Origin of the sequence: Limnohabitans sp. (assembly GCF_040401135.1) — a bacterium.
Lineage (GTDB): Bacteria > Pseudomonadota > Gammaproteobacteria > Burkholderiales > Burkholderiaceae_C > Limnohabitans.
Genome location: NZ_JBBAOV010000024.1, coordinates 15391 through 33756 on the forward strand (window position 1 = coordinate 15391; position 18366 = coordinate 33756).

General features: G+C 56.6%; 15 protein-coding genes. 6 read left to right on the forward strand and 9 right to left on the reverse strand.

The features are described from left to right. From plsY to ABWP81_RS08000, 3 genes are all read right to left on the reverse strand, one after another. Positions 1 to 632, reverse strand: a 632-nt coding sequence (plsY, locus tag ABWP81_RS07990) for a glycerol-3-phosphate 1-O-acyltransferase PlsY (RefSeq protein ID WP_353140908.1), incomplete at its 3' end; no start/stop codon positions are given. A 12-nt stretch (positions 633 to 644) separates the two neighbouring features. After that, a complete protein-coding gene (locus tag ABWP81_RS07995; RefSeq protein ID WP_353140910.1) occupies positions 645 to 1712 on the reverse strand; it encodes an aldo/keto reductase in 1068 nt (355 codons plus the stop codon). A 51-nt stretch (positions 1713 to 1763) separates the two neighbouring features. Next, positions 1764 to 3527 (reverse strand): acetate--CoA ligase, encoded by a 1764-nt coding sequence (locus ABWP81_RS08000; RefSeq protein WP_353140912.1) that lies wholly within the window; start codon positions 3525 to 3527, stop codon positions 1764 to 1766. 25 nt (positions 3528 to 3552) lie between these two features. Here ABWP81_RS08000 and ABWP81_RS08005 point away from each other — a divergent pair, with 25 nt between their 5' ends. The 5 genes from ABWP81_RS08005 to ABWP81_RS08025 all read left to right on the forward strand — a co-directional run bounded on the left by ABWP81_RS08005 (position 3553) and on the right by ABWP81_RS08025 (position 9981). Continuing rightward, entirely contained in the window at positions 3553 to 4470 is a 918-nt protein-coding gene (locus tag ABWP81_RS08005) for an alpha/beta fold hydrolase (RefSeq protein ID WP_502905526.1), read from the forward strand. Between the two features lie 41 nt (positions 4471 to 4511). Next, positions 4512 to 5066, forward strand: coding sequence for a hypothetical protein (locus tag ABWP81_RS08010; protein ID WP_353140915.1), 555 nt, complete (start codon positions 4512 to 4514; stop codon positions 5064 to 5066). Positions 5067 to 5127: 61 nt separating this feature from the next. After that, a protein-coding gene (gene prfB / locus ABWP81_RS08015) for a peptide chain release factor 2 (RefSeq protein WP_353132990.1) occupies positions 5128 to 6232 on the forward strand; the annotation gives its coding sequence in 2 pieces (ribosomal slippage) (positions 5128 to 5208 and positions 5210 to 6232; 1104 coding nt in all). A gap of 8 nt (positions 6233 to 6240) precedes the next feature. Next, positions 6241 to 8958 carry an aminopeptidase N gene (pepN, locus tag ABWP81_RS08020; protein ID WP_353140917.1) on the forward strand — a complete coding sequence of 906 codons (2718 nt, stop codon included), beginning with the start codon at positions 6241 to 6243 and terminating at the stop codon, positions 8956 to 8958. 9 nt (positions 8959 to 8967) lie between these two features. Beyond that, positions 8968 to 9981, forward strand: a complete 1014-nt coding sequence (locus ABWP81_RS08025; RefSeq protein WP_353132984.1) for a class 1 fructose-bisphosphatase — start codon at positions 8968 to 8970, stop codon at positions 9979 to 9981. Here ABWP81_RS08025 and ABWP81_RS08030 read toward each other — a convergent pair. From ABWP81_RS08030 to ABWP81_RS08050, 5 genes are read right to left on the reverse strand one after another with little or no spacing between them, the layout of a single operon-like run. Continuing rightward, complete coding sequence (locus ABWP81_RS08030; protein ID WP_353140919.1) at positions 9966 to 10676, reverse strand: ABC transporter ATP-binding protein; 711 nt, start codon at positions 10674 to 10676, stop codon at positions 9966 to 9968. The genes ABWP81_RS08025 and ABWP81_RS08030 overlap by 16 nt on opposite strands. A gap of 3 nt (positions 10677 to 10679) precedes the next feature. Continuing rightward, a complete protein-coding gene (locus tag ABWP81_RS08035) occupies positions 10680 to 11438 on the reverse strand; it encodes an ABC transporter ATP-binding protein (RefSeq protein ID WP_353140921.1) in 759 nt (252 codons plus the stop codon). Further along, positions 11435 to 12409, reverse strand: coding sequence for a branched-chain amino acid ABC transporter permease (locus ABWP81_RS08040; RefSeq protein ID WP_353140923.1), 975 nt, complete (start codon positions 12407 to 12409; stop codon positions 11435 to 11437). Before ABWP81_RS08040 ends, ABWP81_RS08035 begins: the two co-directional genes overlap by 4 nt. A gap of 7 nt (positions 12410 to 12416) precedes the next feature. Further along, positions 12417 to 13337 carry a branched-chain amino acid ABC transporter permease gene (locus ABWP81_RS08045; RefSeq protein WP_353140924.1) on the reverse strand — a complete coding sequence of 307 codons (921 nt, stop codon included), beginning with the start codon at positions 13335 to 13337 and terminating at the stop codon, positions 12417 to 12419. Between the two features lie 2 nt (positions 13338 to 13339). Continuing rightward, the gene (locus ABWP81_RS08050) at positions 13340 to 14524 is read right to left on the reverse strand and encodes an ABC transporter substrate-binding protein (protein ID WP_353140926.1); all 1185 of its coding nucleotides are present in this window, start codon (positions 14522 to 14524) and stop codon (positions 13340 to 13342) included. A gap of 123 nt (positions 14525 to 14647) precedes the next feature. Between ABWP81_RS08050 and purT the strand changes: the two genes are divergently transcribed. Next, positions 14648 to 15787 (forward strand): formate-dependent phosphoribosylglycinamide formyltransferase, encoded by a 1140-nt coding sequence (purT, locus tag ABWP81_RS08055; RefSeq protein WP_353140928.1) that lies wholly within the window; start codon positions 14648 to 14650, stop codon positions 15785 to 15787. Positions 15788 to 15844: 57 nt separating this feature from the next. On the opposite strand, the gene fdhF is transcribed toward purT, so the two are convergent. After that, the coding region (gene fdhF / locus ABWP81_RS08060; protein ID WP_353140929.1) for a formate dehydrogenase subunit alpha at positions 15845 to 18366 on the reverse strand (2522 nt) is incomplete at its 5' end.

Consider the following 18366-nt stretch of genomic DNA (forward strand, 5'->3'; position numbering starts at 1 on the left):
TCTTTCTTCGCCCCAATCTTGGTCTCTTGCCCAGACACCAAGCGGGTGATGTTGTCTTTGTGGCGCATCAGCAGCAAGGCACTCATCACTGCCAGCGCCAGCAGCTCGGCTGGGCTGGTTTGCCAAGCCAGTCGATCGCCAAACAAATAGTAGGCCGGCGCAAACAGCGATGCCGCTAATGCCGCCAGCGATGAGTAACGAAAGAACAACGCCACGATCACCCAAGTACTCATGGTGGCCAAGCCCAGCAAAGGCTCCACACCAAACAAGATGCCCGCTGCCGTGGCCACGCCCTTACCGCCCTTGAAGCCAAAAAATACAGGCCATAAGTGGCCCACAAATGCAGAGATAGCCACCCAAGCCACCGCATGGTCGTCCAAGCCAAAGTCTGGCCCAAACAGCTTGACCAACAACACAGGCAAGTAGCCCTTGAGCGCATCACACAACAAGGTAGCGATGGCCGCTTGCTTGTTACCAGATCGCAGCACGTTGGTAGCGCCAGGGTTTTGGCTGCCATAAGAGCGCGGATCGTTTAAGCCCATCACGCGGCTCACGATGACCGCAAAGGACAAAGAACCCATCAAATATGCGCCCACGGCGAGTCCGACCACCACCAAAGAATCTTCAAACATCAATCTGTCCTTTTATTGCGCAGGGTCGCGCAGTTCCCAACGAATCGCATCGATCGCAGCCAGCACTTCTGGCGACAAGGTGGTGCCCCATGCGTCCAAATCGGCATCGAGTTGCGCGAGCGACGTCACACCAATGATGGTGCTGGCCACTTGCCACTTGGTGTAACAAAAAGCCAGTGCCATTTGCGTCGGCGTCATGCCATTTTGATGCGCCAAGGCGTTGTAACGGCGTGCAGCCACCAACGATTCGGGCCTACCCCAGCGTTGCTTGCGCACGCTTTCATAGCCAGAGATGCGCGCACCTTTAGGCGCCTCTGGACCGGTAATACCGCTGGTGTCGTACTTACCCGTCAGCAGGCCAAAACCCAGCGGCGAATAGGCCAGCAAGGACACATTCAAACGGTGGCAAGTTTCGTCCAGACCGTTTTCATAGGTTCGGTTGATCAGGCAATACGGGTTTTGTGTAGAGGCCACACGAGGCAAACCAAGCTGCTCTGCCAAACGCACAAACTCGTGCACGCCATAAGGTGTTTCATTGGACAAGCCAATATGACGCACCTTGCCGTCTTTCACCAACTGTGCCAGGGCTTCGAGCTGGGCTTGAAGAGTGATCTCTGAGGTCTCTTTTTTTGGGTCGTAATACACCCCACCAAAAGCAGGCACATGACGCTCGGGCCAATGGATTTGGTAGAGGTCAATCACATCGGTTTGCAAGCGGCGCAAGCTGGCTTCGCAGGAGGCGACAAAGTCTTTGACCGTGAGGTTGGTGTGGTCGCGAACCCAAGGCATGCCGCGTGAAGGGCCCGCTACTTTGGTGGCCAACACCAGCTTTTGACGTGCGCCCGGGTTCTTACTAAACCAGTTGCCAATGATGGTTTCGGTGTGGCCGAAGGTCTCAGCCTTGGGCGGCACCGAATACATCTCAGCCGTGTCAATAAAGTTCACACCACGCGCCAGCGAATGGTCGAGGATGGCATGCGAATTGGCTTCATTCACCTGCTCGCCAAAGGTCATGGTGCCCAAACAAATGGGCGTGACATGCAAATCACTGGTGCCCAGCTGAACAAGAGGAAAAGTCATGCGAAATACTCCAACCATCACGGTTTGTAAAAACCTGACAAGTCTAAAGCCTCAAGGTGACTGATTTGATTTGGCGCGTTCCTCTTCTTGCAGGCGCAACACGCGGCGCTGCACCTTGCCGGTGGTGGTCATAGGCAACTCGGGCGTGAACTCAATTTCTTTGGGGTATTCATAAGGTGCAAGCTTGCCGCGCACATGCAGTTGCAGCTCGGCTACCAGCGCATCGCTGGCTGCATGGCCGGCAGCCAATACCACATAGGCTTTCACCAAAGTGCCACGCGCGGCATCGGGCTTGGGCACCACCGCAGCGTTGGCCACGGCGGGGTGTTTGACCAAACAGTTTTCAATCTCGCTGGGCCCAATACGGTAGCCTGCCGACTTGAACACGTCGTCTGCTCGGCCTTGGTACCAAAGGTAGCCGTCTTTGTCGCGCACCGCCATATCGCCCGTGCGGCACCAGTCGCCGGTGTATTTGCCCTGGGTGGACTTCTGGTTTTTCCAATAGCCCAAAAAGAAAATCGGGTCGGGCTGACCGTGCTGGTTGTAGCGGTGAAGCGCCACGTCACCCGGCACACCTCTGGGGCACTCCCGGCCTTCGTCGTCAATCACTGCCACGCGGTGACCGGGGTAGCCCTTGCCCATGCTGCCGGGCTTGGCAGGCCAGCCCACATTCGTGCGATGCGCTGCCACACCTGAGCCATGTTTGGCAGACCATTCCATCGCGCAGTTGCCAACGATGTAGTTGATTTCAGTTTGGCCAAACATCTCGTTCACCGTCACACCTAAGTGTTCTTGGCAGTAGCCAAACACCGCATCGCCCACAGCTTCGCCCGCGCTCATGATGGCTTGCAGTTTGAGTTTGAACAGATGGCGCGGCTCTGGGTAAGCCTTCATCATGGCTTTGAGCGCCGTAGGAAACAAAAACGTGTGGGTCACGCCCTGCTGCTGCATGAGCGTAAAAGCCAGCTCTGGGCTGAAGCGCCCGTTCCACGCGACGATGGGGCGGCCAAAGTAAAGCGCTGGCAGCAAGGCATCCATCAAGCCGCCTGTCCAGGCCCAGTCGGCGGGCGACCAAAACACTGCAGCGCTGCCTGTGGGCAAGAGGCTTGCAGCCGCATCCACGGTGGCAAAGCCAAACCAGTTTTGGCTGCACACAAACCCAGTCAAATTGCCAATCAACGCGCGGTGCGGAATCAACGCGCCTTTAGGTGGGCCGGTGGTGCCACTGGTATAAATCAACACTGCACCCTCGTCGGCTTTGGTGTGCACCGCGATGAACGCGCGCTGCTGCGCGGCGATGGCGCTGGCGTAATCCACATCCTGGGCCAAGTCCATGTCCATCACTTTTCGCAGCGCAGGGCATTGGGTACGCACAGCCATCACATTTGTCACGGAAGAGCCATCCACAAGGGCCACCACCGCCTCGCTGTCTTGCAATCGGTACGCCAACGCCTCGGGGCCAAACAGCAACGACAGTGGCATGGCCACCGCGCCCATTTGCATCACAGCCATATAGGCCACGGCCGTTTCAAATCGTTGCGGCAGCACGATGGCCACGCGGTCACCGCGCTGAACCCCCTGGCTGACCAGCACATGGCTTAGCGCATCGGCTGCTTGCTGCAACTGGGCATAGGTGAAGCAGCGCGGTGCAACCGCTCGCCCACGGGCGTCTGGGGCCGCATGTTCAACAATGGCGACGCGCTTTGAAGCGTCCTCTTGCAGCGCCCAACGACGGCTACACACCTCGGCCATGTTGAATTGCTCTGGCACCTGCCAGCCAAAGCTTTGCTGCATTGCTTCGTAAAAATCGGCCATGTCTCGTGTCCTTATGATTCAAACAATGTACCCAATCCAAAAGCCCCCGCACAGCGCGTTTGTCCCAATCCGTCACCTGAGTTACCACGTCTTACAGTGGGGTACTCCCTCGCCAAACAAGACACCGCTGGTCATGGTGCATGGCTGGATGGATGTGGCCGCGTCTTTCCAGTTCGTCGTCGATGCCTTGTCCAACGACCATTGGGTCATCGCCCCCGATTGGCGAGGCTTTGGCTTGACCGACACACCCAACACCGACAACTTTTGGTTTCCTGACTATCTGGCCGATCTCGACCAACTGCTTGACCATTACGTAGGCTCACGCCCTGTCAACCTGCTAGGCCACAGCATGGGCGGCCATGTGGCCACGATGTATGCAGGCATTCGCCCCGAGCGCATCAACAAGCTCATCAACCTTGAGGGCTTTGGTATGCCCGCCACCCGTCCCGCCCAAGCGCCTAGCCGCTATGCCCAGTGGATGGACGAACTCAAAACCTTGCATCGTGGTGAACTCGATCTCAAGCCCTACCCCAGCCTAGAAGCGGTGGCGCAGCGTCTCATCAAAACCAACCCTCGTTTGAGCTTAGACAAAGCACACTGGTTAGCCCAGCACTGGGCCCGCGCCAATGACCAAGGTGAATGGCGAATCTTGGGCCATGCGGCGCACAAAGTAGTCAATGCCCAACTGTTCAAAACAGACGAGACCCAAGCACTTTACGAGCGCATCACCGCGCCCACCCTGTGCGTGGTGGCCAGCACTGACAGCATGAGCCAGTGGTGGAAAGGCAGCTACAACTTGCCCGAGTTCATGCAACGCATAGCAGCACTTCCCAATATCACCCATGCGGTCATTGAAGAGGCGGGCCACATGCTGCACCATGACCAACCTGAAGCCTTGGCTCAGTTGATAGAGAACTTTCTAAGTCGTCCATCTGACACATGAGCCATTAAAATCGTACGTTCACTTTTTTCAAATCTATAGCCATGATCTTCCCATCCAAACTCCGCGCCACCCTGGCCGCTCTAGCAATCGTTGGTGCTTTTGGAACAGGAACCGCTGATGCTGCAGACAGCAGCTTGTACGATTTACAGCCCTGCCCTGACAGTTTGGCTGCACAAGGGGGTGCCGAGCCCTCCAGAAAATGGGATTTGTCGCTCTCGCCCTACACCTTTCATTGGAGCGGCCCAAGCCCAGAACACAAGCCAGTCAGGCTGGTGTCTTTGGACAGACAACTTCCAGGTGGCAGATTTTGTGGACTGGCCCTTTTTAGCAATTCTTTTGGACAACCCTCGGCCTATGGCTACGTGGGGCAGCAATGGAACAACATTTTTGGCAACCCCAAGTTGTTCAGCAAAGTATCGGCTGGCTTGATTTATGGCTACAAGGGCAAGCACAAAGATGCCATCGCCTTCAACTCCTCGGGTGTAGCACCCGCCATCATTCCTTCCCTGGGCTATACCTTCTCGCCGCAAGAATCTGCTCAGGTCTTCATGCTCGGAACTGCTGGCCTAACCTTCGCCTACGTACGCAGCTTTTGAGCGCACTTGCGAACGTGAGAAAATCTGCGGTTTCCCCCAGACACATAAAGAAGATCTCATCATGGAAGCAGAACGCATCAACCTCATTGGCTCCACCCTTGCAGACCTGAGCGTGCGCACGGTGGATCTTCGGGGGTATCTTTGACTACGATGCCAAATCTGAGCGCCTGCGCACTGTCAACGCTTCGCTAGAAGACCCCACCGTTTGGAACGATCCCAAAAAAGCCCAAGAGCTAGGTCGTGAAAAGAAAACGCTAGACGGCGTGGTCGTCACCCTCACCCGCCTCACACAAGAACTGGCAGACAACGCCGAGTTGTTTGAAATGAGCAAAGCCGACAACGACGAAGACGGCTTGTTGACGATTGAGGCCGACACACAAGGTTTGTCCAAAACCATCGAAGAGCTCGAATTCCGCCGCATGTTCAGCAACGAAGCAGACCCGCTAAATTGCTTCCTCGACATCCAATCAGGCGCCGGCGGCACCGAAGCTTGCGATTGGGCCAGCATGCTGCTACGCCAGTACCTCAAGTACGCCGAACGCAAAGGCTTCAAAACCACTGTGGAAGACGAATCGGCCGGTGACGTCGCTGGCATCAAAGGCGCCACCATCAAGATCGAAGGCGAATACGCATTTGGCTTGTTGCGCACCGAAACCGGCGTGCACCGTTTGGTGCGCAAGTCGCCCTTCGACAGCTCGGGCGGTCGCCACACCTCGTTTGCCTCGGTGTTTGTGTATCCCGAAATTGATGACTCGATTCAAATCGATATCAACCCCTCCGACGTGCGCACCGACACCTACCGCGCCTCTGGCGCTGGCGGTCAGCACATCAACAAAACCGACTCTGCCGTGCGTTTGACCCACATGCCCACCGGCATCGTGGTGCAATGCCAAGACGGCCGAAGCCAACACAGCAACCGTGACGTGGCGTGGAAACGCCTGCGTTCGCGCTTGTATGACTTTGAGATGCGCAAGCGCCAAGAAGAACAACAAAAGCTCGAAGACACCAAGACCGATGTGGGTTGGGGTCATCAAATTCGCAGCTACGTGCTGGACAACAGCCGCATCAAAGACCTGCGTACCAACGTCGAAGTTTCGGCCACGCAAAAAGTCTTGGATGGCGACCTCGATATTTTTATCGAAGCGTCACTCAAGCAAGGGATTTAAGGAACACCATGCATCGTGAAGGCACAGCCCAACTGATTCAACGCGCCGACTACACAGCGCCCGCGTTTTGGATTGACACCGTCGACCTGACGTTTGACTTGGACCCCACCAAGACCCGCGTACTCAACAAAATGAGCGTGCGCCGCAACCCAGATGTGATGGCCCAGCCCCTGCGTTTGGACGGCGACGAGCTCAACTTGGCACGCGTCTTGGTCAACGGCCAAGGCACCTCGTTCAAGATGGATGGCCCCCAGTTGGTGCTGGAAAATCTGCCCGAAGGCCACGAGCCTTTCGAACTGGAAATCTTCACCACCTGCTTGCCCGCTAAGAACACCAAGCTCATGGGCTTGTACGTCAGCAACGATTCGTTCTTTACGCAATGCGAGGCCGAAGGCTTTAGACGCATCACCTACTTCTTGGATCGCCCAGATGTCATGTCGAACTACAGCGTCACGCTGCGCGCCGACAAAAAAGCTTTTCCCGTGTTGCTGTGTAACGGCAACTTGGTAGATGAAGGCCTGCTGGATGAAGGCCGCCACTTTGCCAAGTGGGTGGATCCACACAAAAAGCCGTGCTACTTGTTTGCCTTGGTGGCAGGCCAGTTTGTGTGCCGCGAGCAGCGCGTCAAAGCGCCATCGGGCAAAGAGCATTTGCTGCAAGTGTTTGTGCGTTCAGGCGATTTGGACAAAACCGAGCACGCCATGAACTCACTCATGGCAAGCATCAAGTGGGACGAGCTGCGCTTCGGTTTGAGCCTTGACTTAGAGCGCTTCATGATCGTCGCCACCAGCGACTTCAACATGGGCGCGATGGAAAACAAGGGCCTCAACATCTTCAACACCAAGTTTGTGTTGGCCAACTCTGCCACCGCCACCGACATGGACTACGCCAATATCGAAAGCGTGGTGGGCCATGAATACTTCCACAACTGGACGGGCAACCGCGTGACTTGCCGCGACTGGTTCCAGCTCTCACTCAAAGAAGGCCTGACGGTTTTCCGTGATCAAGAGTTCAGCCAAGACTTGGCGGCTGAAGCGTTGAAAGATAACGCGCAAGCAGCGGCATCCGCCAAAGCCGTGAAGCGCATTGAAGACGTGCGCCTGTTGCGCACCGCACAGTTCCCAGAAGACGCAGGTCCGATGGCCCACCCTGTGCGTCCTGACTGCTATGTAGAGATCAACAACTTCTACACCGTCACGATTTATGAAAAAGGCTCTGAGGTCGTGCGCATGATGCAGACCCTAGCGGCAACGCCAGCTTCCAATATTTCGTCGCGTGAAGGCTTTGCCAAAGGCATGTCGCTCTACTTTGAGCGTCACGATGGCCAAGCGGTGACGTGCGACGACTTCGCACAAGCGATTGCCGATGCCAACCCAGGCTCTGCCTTGGCCACGCACCTGACTCAGTTCAAGCGTTGGTACGCGCAAGCGGGTACTCCCCGCGTGCAAGCTGCTGGCAGTTACAACAGCGACACAGCCACCTACACACTCACGTTGAGCCAAAGCTGCCTACCCAGCCCCTCACAAGACCAAAAAGAGCCGTTTGTCATTCCGGTGCAATTTGGCTTGCTGGGTGCCGATGGCCGGGAAGTTTTGGCCAGCCAACTGTTGGTGCTTACCGAAACCACACAAAGCTTCGAGTTCAAAGACTTGTCATTGCAAGCAGACGAAGATCCTGTGCCATCTATCCTGCGTGGCTTCAGCGCCCCTGTGGTGCTAGAGAACGGCTTCACATCCGCGCAATTGCTCACGCTCTTGGCGCACGACACCGACCCGTTCAACCAATGGGAAGCCGCACAGCGCTTGTGTTTAAGCGCCGCGCTCACCGCAGTCGCTGCTAGCGACGCACCCACACAGGTGTTGGACGGCGCCTTGGTGCAAGCCCTGCGCACCGTGCTGCGACACCCCGCCTTGGACGCTGCATTTAAAGACTTGGTGCTCACACTGCCATCTGAAACCTACATCGCCGAACAGTTAGATTTAGTTGATCCACAGCGCATCCACGCCGTGCGCGAAGCCATGCGCGCACAACTCGCCCGTGAGCTTCACGACGACTGGGCTTGGGCCTTTGCAGCTCACAAAGACAACGGGGCCTTCAGCCCCGACCCCTTGTCGAGTGGCCGTCGTGCGTTAAGCGGCATGGCGCTCAGCATGTTGTGTTTGGATGCACGCGCCACGGGCGACGTGGTGTGGCCAGGCCGCACCTACCAATGCTTCAAAGACGCACACAACATGACCGACCGCTTCAACGCCTTAAGCGCGTTGGTCGGCTCAGGTCACGAGCTAGCAGGCGATGCCCTGCAACGTTTTTACAACCTCTTTCCCAACGAAGCCTTGGTGATGGATAAGTGGTTTGCCCTGCAAGCCGGCAGCACCGACCGAGGCGGGAACATCTTGTCGCTGGTGCGCAACCTCATGCTGCACCCCGACTTCATCATCAAAAACCCCAACCGCGCACGCAGCCTGATCTTCAGTTTCTGCAGTGCCAACCCAGGCGCCTTCCACCGCAGCGATGCGGCGGGCTATGTGTTCTGGAGCGAACGCGTGTTGGAGCTTGACGCCTTCAACCCACAAGTCGCCGCCCGTTTGGCACGTGCCTTAGACCGTTGGAGCAAACTGGCCGAGCCTTACCGCACCGCCGCGCACGAAGCCATCAAACGCGTCGCCGCCAAAACCGATTTAAGCAATGACGTGCGCGAAGTGGTTTCGCGCGCGCTCGCCAACTAAGGACTTGCCATGCCAGTTTCTCTTACCCGCTATCTGGTCGAACAACAACGCGCCAAAGGCCTGATTCCCTCCGAGCTGCGCTTGTTGCTCGAAGTCGTGGCACGCGCTTGCAAAAGCATCAGCCATGCGGTGAACAAAGGTGCCTTGGGCAGCGAGCTTGGCGACGTGATGGGCTCGGCGGGCAGCGAAAACGTGCAAGGCGAAGTGCAAAAGAAACTCGACATCATCGCCAACGACGTGTTGATCGAAGCCAACGAATGGGGCGGCCACTTGGCCGCTATGGCTTCCGAGGAAATGGACAGCATCCACATCGTGCCCAACCGCTACCCCCAAGGCGAATACCTCTTGATGTTTGACCCACTCGATGGCTCTAGCAACATCGAAGTCAACGTGAGCATTGGCACCATCTTCAGCGTGCTCAAAAAAGTGGACCCCAGCAAAGGTGTGAGCGAAGACGACTTCTTGCAGCCAGGCACCCAACAAGTGGCCGCTGGTTATTGCGTTTACGGCCCACAAACCACGTTGGTGTTGACGGTAGGTGACGGCGTGGCCATGTTCACTTTGGACCGCGAACAAGGCTCGTTTGTGTTGACTCAAGAAAACGTGAAGATCCCTGCGGACACCCAAGAGTTCGCCATCAACATGAGCAACATGCGTCACTGGGACGAGCCCGTGAAACGCTACATCGACGAGTGCTTGGCGGGCGTTGAAGGCCCACGCGGCAAAAACTTCAACATGCGTTGGATCGCCTCCATGGTGGCCGATGTGCACCGCATCCTCACACGAGGTGGTGTGTTCATGTACCCCTGGGACAAACGAGAGCCAGGCAAGGCGGGTAAGTTACGTCTGATGTATGAGGCCAATCCCATGAGCTGGTTGATCGAGCAAGCGGGTGGCGCGTCTACCAACGGCCAACAACGCATCTTAGAAATTCAACCCACGCAACTGCACCAACGTGTCAGCGTGATTTTGGGCTCTAAGAACGAAGTAGAACGTGTGACGGGCTATCACACGCCCACATAACGATGCCACACCCCTTGGTCAGCCTCTAACGCGGCAGAGCCGCCCTGCCACACCACTTGCCCACGCTCAATGATGGTGTGCTGGTCGGCCAGCTTGATGAGTTTTTGCACGTACTTGTCGATGACCAAAATGCTTTGACCTTCAGCGCGCAAGGTGTGCAAGCAATGCCAAATGTCTTCACGTACCAGAGGAGCCAAACCTTCGGTGGCTTCATCCAACACCAGCAAGTGTGGGTTGGTCATCAAGGCGCGGCCGATGGCCAACATTTGCTGTTCGCCGCCCGAAAGCTGGTTACCCATTTGCCGGTGGCGTTCAGCCAAACGCGGGAACAAGTGGTACACGCGCTCTAGCGTCCACGGACTTGTGCTGCTGTTGCGGTTGGCCGCAAAGGCCAATAGGTTTTCTTGCACCGATAGCGTTGGGAAAATTTGCCGACCTTCGGGCACCACGGCCAGGCCCATGCGTGCAATGCGATCGGGGCTGTAGCTCTCCACCTGTTCACCACAAAAACGCACCGTACCTGCAAACGCTGGTGTGAGGCCCAAGATGGCACGCACCGTAGTGGTCTTGCCCATGCCGTTGCGGCCCAACAAGGTGGACACACCGCCCGCCTCGATGGACAAGCTGACACCAAACAACACTTGGCTGCTGCCGTAGCCACTCTGCAAATCGTGAACTTCTAACAAGGCGCTCATGGTTTATTCGTCGCCCAAATAAGCGCGCTTGACCGCAGCATCGTTTTTGATGTGCTCTGCCGTGCCACACGCAATGACTTGACCCGACACCAACACCGAAATGGTGTCAGCCAAGCGAAACACAGCATCCATGTCGTGCTCAACCAGCAGCAACGTGGTGTGGCCGCGCAGGCTTTGCAGCAGTTGCACCATGCGCTCGGATTCATCGGGGCCCATGCCTGCCATGGGCTCGTCCAGCAACATCAACTGAGGACTTGTGGCCAAGGCCAAGCCCACTTCCAACTGGCGTTGCTCGCCATGCGATAACGCACCAGCGGTTTGCATGAGTTGATCTTGCAGGCCCACGCGCTCGGCCACCTCGGCGGCGCGTGCATAACGCGCTAAGTCGCTGCGCGCTGCTTGCCAAAACATAAAGCTTGTGCCCATCGTTTCCGAAGGATCGGCTTGAATGGCCAACACCAAGTTGTCTTGCACCGTGAGGCGCTTGAACACACTGGTGATTTGGTAGGACCTCACTAGCCCCAAGCGCGCACGCTGATGCATAGCCTTGTGCGTGAGTTCTACACCATCAAACACAATGCTGCCTTCGTCAGGCGTTATCGCACCCGAAATTTGGTGGATGAGTGTGGTCTTGCCCGCGCCATTGGGGCCAATGAGCGCGTGAATTTCGCCGCGCTTGACTTGCAATGAGGCGTGGTCAGTCGCTGCCAAGCCGCCAAAGCGTTTGACCAAGTTATCCACATGCAGCAGGGGTGCGCTCATGGGTGTTTCTTTCGCTGCAATCGCTGCAAAACGCTGGTCAAGCCATTGGGTGCCAGCAACACCACAGCCAGCAGCAAAGCCCCGAGACCCAGCTGCCAATGGATGGTGAAGTGGCTCAGTGTTTCTTCCAGCAGCAAGAACACCACCGCGCCCCACACGCCGCCGTACAAATGGCCCACGCCACCCAAGATGACCATCATCATCAACAAACCCGACTGGCTCCACTGCATCAGCGCGGGGCTGACAAAGCCGCCTTGGTTAGCCAGCAGCGCACCGGCCAAGCCCGCCATGCTACCGGCTAAGACGAAGGCCACCAGCTTGTATCGATACACCGCATAGCCCAACGCCTGCATGCGTACTTCGTTTTCGCGAATGGCTTGCAGCACATAGCCAAAGCGTGCGTTCAACACACGCGCCACAGCGTAAAGCGAGGCCACGCACACGGCCAGCACCACGTAATAAAACGTGGTCTCGTCGCTGATATCAATGAACGGAATTTTCGATCGCGAGGCCAATGGCAAGCCATCGTCACCGCCATAGGCTTTGATGGAGATGGTAAGGTAGTAAATCATCTGGGCAAACGCCAGCGTGATCATGATGAAGTACACGCCTTGTGTGCGCAGGCTGATGGCACCGATGAACAAGGCAAACACTGCACTCACCACCATCGCCGCAGGCCACAGCACCCAAGCATCGGTGATGCCCATTTGCGTGAGGATGGCCACGCTGTAAGCACCCACGCCCACAAACGCCGCGTGGCCGAAGCTGACCATGCCACCAAAACCCAAGATGAAATTAAGGCTGGTAGCAGCCAAGGCAAATATCAAAATACGACTGGCCAAGGCAATGTAAAAACCTTCACCCACAGCGTTGGCAATGAATGGCAGAGCCACCAATAGCAACAACGCAGGTACGCTCCAACGCCACTGCAAGACGTGGTCTAAAGAAGTTCGTGAAGAAGGATTACCCATGCATCAGTTAGCCGTGAGTAGGAAACAAACCACGCGGCTTGAAAAACAACACCGTGGCCATGAGCATGTAAATCAAGATCGATGCCACAGCTGGGCCGGCACTTGATGCGGCCTCGGCACTGAGCAACGAGTCAAACACCATGGGAACCAAAGTGCGCCCTGCTGTGTCAACCACGCCCACCAACATCGCGCCCAAAAACGCACCGCGAATTGAGCCAATGCCCCCGATGACGATGACCACAAAGGCCAAAATCAAAATACTCTCGCCCATGCCCACTTGCACGGCCAACAACGGCCCGAGCATGCCGCCCGCAATGGCACACAACGCAGCGCCCACGCCAAACACAGCGGTGAACAAACGTGTCACGTTGCTGCCCATGGCCAAGGCCATTTCGCGGTTGGCAGCACCCGCACGTACTTGCATACCCACACGCGTACGCGTGATGAGCACATACAAAAACAAAGCTACGGCTAAGCCCACACCGATGATGAACAAGCGATAGGCTGGATAGAAAAAACCGCTCACCAATTCCACTGGGCCACTCAAAAAAGCAGGAGGGTTCAAGGAGATGGGCTGCGCGCCCCAAATCAAGCGCACGGTTTCGTTACACATCAACAAAATGGCAAAGGTGCCCAGCACTTGTGAAAGGTGATCACGCTCATACAGGCGACGCAGGATAGTCACCTCTAGCAACACGCCAAAAAGCGCAGCACCCACCACACCCGCGCCCAGCCCCAGCCAAAAAGAATCGGTGGCCGAAGCCACCGTGGCAATCAGGTAAGCGCCCACCATGTAGAGCGAGCCATGCGCGAGGTTGATCATGTCCATGATGCCAAACACGAGCGTCAAGCCCGCGGCCAGCAAGAACAACATCAACCCAAACTGCAAGCCGTTGAGCGACTGCTCAAACAGCAAAATGCCGTTCATCTTTACAGGCTAGGCATCTTGCAGCTGGCTGCATAGGCATCAGAGTGTGCTTTAAACACGGTGCCCAAGGTGCGGTTGGTCACACGGCCCTTAGCGTCTTTGATGATGACGCGCAAGTAGTAGTCTTGAATAGGAAAGTGGTTGGTGTTGAACTTGAACGCGCCACGCACCGAGTCAAACTTGGCGGCTTCCAAGGCTTTGCGCACCGCAGCTTTGTCTTCCAAATTGCCTTTGCTGTCGCGCACCGCGGCTTCGATCAGGCGGGCGGCGTCATAGCCTTGTGCGGCATACAAAGTAGGCAAGCGGCCATAGGCTTTTTCGAACTCAGCCACAAACTTTTTGTTGGCTGCATTTTCCATGTCATGGCCCCATTGCGAGGTGTTGAACATGCCCAGCATGGGGTCGCCCACGGCTTTGATCACGTCTTCATCGCCCGAGAAACCTGGGCCAAACAAGGTGATGTCATTGGACAAACCCGCACCCACAAACTGCTTGATGAAGTTAATGCCCATGCCACCGGGCAAGAAGATGTACACCGCGTCTGGCTTGGTGGCCCTCAGCTTGGACAGCTCGGTGCCGTAGTCGAGTTGGTTCAGGGTGGTGTAGGTCTCCGACGCCACTTCACCTTTGAAGAAACGCTTGAAGCCTGCAATCGCATCTTTGCCTGCGGGATAGTTGGGGGCGATCAAAGCAACTTTCTTAAAGCCTTTGTCGGTCACCACCTTGCCCACGGCCTCATGCATGTTGTCGTTTTGGTAAGACGCGCTGAAGAAGTAAGGGTTGCACTGCTCACCCGCAAATTGCGAGGGGCCGGCGTTGGCACTGATGTAAAAAGTTTTTGATTGGAAAGTCGGAGCACCCACCGCCAGCATGACGTTGGAGAACACGATGCCCGTCATGAAGTCGACCTTGTCGCGCTTCACCAAACGGTCTGCGGTTTGACGGCCCACATCGGGGCTGGCTTGGTCATCGGCCACGATGACATCCACACTCTTACCGCTGAACTTGCCACCTGAGAGCTTGACCGCGAGCTGAAAACCATCACGGATGTCCACGCCCAAACCGGCTCCAGGACCTGATAAGGTACTGAGGAAGCCGACCTTTACGGTCGCGTCGTTTTGCGCAAAACCAGATGCGCAAGCCAAGCCCAAACTCAGGGCAATCAAAGAACGTTGAAAAGCGTGCATGAATGTGTCTCCTTAATTTAATGATTTATTTTAAAACCTACAGCAGGCTCCAAAAGCTGACCCAACAACTCATTGCCACTGTTTTGTGAAAATACCCTTAATTCAACCGTTGAAGGCCTTGTTATGAAAAAAATCCTCCTCTTAGGCTCTGGCGAGCTCGGCAAAGAATTCGTCATCAGCGCCAAGCGCTTAGGCTGCTACGTGGTGGCCTGCGACAGCTATGCCGGCGCGCCCGCCATGCAAGTAGCTGATGAATGCAGCGTTTTTAGCATGTTGGACGAAGCAGCCCTGCGTGCAGCCATTGCCCAACATCAGCCAGATTTGATCGTGCCCGAGATCGAAGCCATCCGCACCGAGGTGTTGTTAGAAGTGGAAAAAGAGGGTTTTGTAGTCATCCCCAGCGCCCGCGCTGCCAACCTGACCATGAACCGCGACCGCATCCGTGATGTGGCGGTCGGTCTAGGTGTGCGGACCGCCAAGTTCAGCTACGCCGAATCAGCCTCAGAGTTGCTCAGCCAAGCCAAAGCGATTGGGTTTCCAGTCGTCATCAAACCCGTGATGAGCTCGTCAGGCAAAGGCCAAAGCGTGGCAAAAACTGAGGCCGACATTCAAACCAGCTGGGACTATGCGTGCCAAGGCATGCGTGGCGACCGACAAAAAGTGATCGTGGAAGAGTTCATCCACTTTGAGTTTGAAATCACGCTGCTCACGATTCGCCAACGTAACGGCACCACCGTGTTTTGCCAACCAATCGGCCACGTGCAAGAACGCGGCGACTACCAATACAGTTGGCAACCTCAGCCCATGAAGCCCGCGTATTTAAAGGCCGCCGAACAGATGGCCGAGAAGGTCACGTCCGACCTAGGCGGTGCTGGCTTGTTTGGTGTGGAGTTCTTTGTGACCCAGGACGAAGTCATCTTCAGCGAGTTGAGCCCTCGCCCGCACGACACCGGCATGGTGACGCTCATCAGCCAAAACTTGAGCGAGTTTGATTTGCACGCACGCGCCATTCTTGGCCTGCCGATTCCCAACATCGACACCGTCGAAGGCGCCAGCGCCGTGGTGTTGGCCACCAAAGATGGTGTGTCCCCCACCTTCACCGGTGTGGCCGAAGCCATGAGCGAGCCCGGCACTGACGTGCGCATTTTTGGCAAGCCCACCACGCGCCCTTACCGACGCATGGCGGTGGCTTTGGCCAAAGGCCCCAACGCCTTGGAGCGTGCGCGTGCTGCAGCTAAAAAGATTTCAGTCGTCACGCACTGAGTGTTCAGAACCGCCATGGAAAAGGGAGCTTAAAGCTCCCTTTTTCATTGATGGGTTTTAAGCGTTGACGCCAAAGCCCGCAACGCTTGGCAGTTCGCCTCCCGCATGAATGGCCACCGCGCAATACTTGAATTCGGGAATTTTCCCGAACGGGTCTAGCGCGGCATTGGTCATCAAATTGGCAGCCGCTTCGTAGTACGCAAACGGCACAAACACCGCGCCTTGCGGTGTGCCGTCATCGCGTCGCACACGCAGCGTCACATGCCCGCGACGCGAGGCAATGGTGATCACGTCCCCCAACCCCACCTTCAAGCGCAGCATGTCTGCGCCGCACATGGACGCCGTGGCCGTCGGTTCAATGGCATCAAGCACCGTCGCGCGACGCGTCATGCTGCCTGTGTGCCAATGCTCAAGTTGACGGCCCGTGATCAACACAAAGGGGTAGTCGCTGTCGGGACGTTCATTGGCAGGAATGATGTCTGCGGGAACCAAATGCACACGGCCATCGTCTGTGGCAAAGTGGTCAATGAAGACCGTGGGAGCACCCGGATCTGCCTCGCTCAAGCAAGGGTAGGTCACGCTCGATTCGCGCTGCAACCGATCCCACGTGATGCCACTGATGGCGGCATGCATGGCTTGACGCATTTCTTCATACACCTCAGCGACGCCGTGGTGCTCGCCCTGGTAGTGCCAGTGCAAACCCAGGCCTTTGGCAATTTGCTGAATGATCCACAAATCGGCTTTGGCTTGACCCGGTGGATCAATCGCTTGCTTGCCCAACTGCACCATTCGGTCGGTGTTGCTCACCGTCCCCGTCTTCTCAGGCCAAGCCGTTGCAGGCAACACCACGTCAGCCAGCCACGCGGTTTCGGTCATGAAAATATCTTGAACCACCAAGTGCTCAAGCGTGGCCAGAGCGTGGCGTGCATGGTTCAAATCAGGGTCACTCATCGCGGGGTTCTCGCCCATGATGTACATGCCACGAATCTTGTGTGGGTCGGCATCGTCCGCCAAGATTTTGCCCATGATTTCCACCACCGTGTAGCCGGGCTTGTCATCCAGCGGGGTGTCCCAAAACTTTTCAAACCAATCGTGCGCCGCCTTGTGGGTGACGCGTTGGTAGTTGGGGTACATCATGGGAATCAAACCCGCATCGCTCGCACCCTGAACGTTGTTTTGGCCACGCAATGGGTGCAAGCCTGAACCGGGCTTGCCGATTTGCCCTGTCACTGTCACCAACGCAATCAAGCAACGTGCGTTGTCTGTGCCGTGGACGTGCTGACTCACACCCATGCCCCACAAGACCATTGAACTCTTGGAGGTGGCGAATTCACGGGCCACTTCGCGCAGCATCTCAGCAGGGATGCCACAAATGGGGGCCATCGCCTCGGGGCTGTAGCCTTTGACGTTTTCTTTCAAGGCCTCGTAGTTGTTGACCCGGTTGCGAATGAAGTCCTCATCCACCAAGCCTTCTTCAATCACGGTGTGAATGAGTGCGTTGAGCATGGCGACATCGGTGTCAGGCTTGAACTGCAAGGTGCGCCACGCGTGCTTACCGATGTCGGTGATACGCGGATCGGCCAACACAATTTTGGCGCCGCGCTTGGCGGCATTCTTCATCCATGTGGCGGCGACGGGATGGTTCGTTGTGGGATTGGAGCCGATGACAAAAATCAGGCCCGCATGTTCCACATCGTTGACTTGGTTGCTCACTGCCGCAGAGCCCACGCCCTCTAACAGCGCAGCCACGCTAGAAGCGTGGCACAAGCGTGTGCAGTGGTCGACGTTGTTGGAGCCAAAGCCAGTGCGCACCAACTTTTGAAACAAATACGCTTCTTCGTTGCTGCCTTTGGCCGAACCAAAACCAGCCAAGGCTTTTTTGCCATGCGTGTCACGCAAGTCTTTGAGCTTGCCGCCAGCCAAGGCCAAAGCTTCTTCCCATGTCGCTTCGCGAAACACATCAGACCAATCAGCCGCATTGCGGTTGAGTTGGTCTATCAGCGCTGGGTCTTTGGGTACGCCAGCTTTACGAATCAGCGGCATGGTCAAGCGCTGAGGGTTGTGGATGTAGTCGAATCCGAAACGACCTTTCACACACAAACGGCTGTGGTTAGCGGGGCCATCGCGGCCATCCACGCTCACGATGGTGTTGTCTTTGACGTTGTAGGTCAGCAAGCAACCCACGCCGCAGAATGGGCAAACCGAGTCGACTTTTTTGTCCACCACTTGTGAGCCAATTTGCGTCTTAGGCATCAATGCACCCGTGGGGCAAGCTTGCACACACTCGCCACACGCCACACACGAGCTGTTGCCCATGTCGTCATTCAAATCAAACACGATCTGGCTGTGTGACCCGCGGTTGGCATAGCCAATCACATCGTTCACTTGCTCTTCACGACAGGCACGCACGCAGCGGTTGCACTGGATACACGCATCCAAGTTCACCGCCATCGCGGGGTGTGACACATCGCATGTGGGTTGTTCGCGGCGCAGCGCACGCAACTCAGGTCGCACCGAGACATTCATGCGAGAAGCCCAGTCACTCAGTTCACCGTGTTCACCGGCACCCGCTGCAGCAG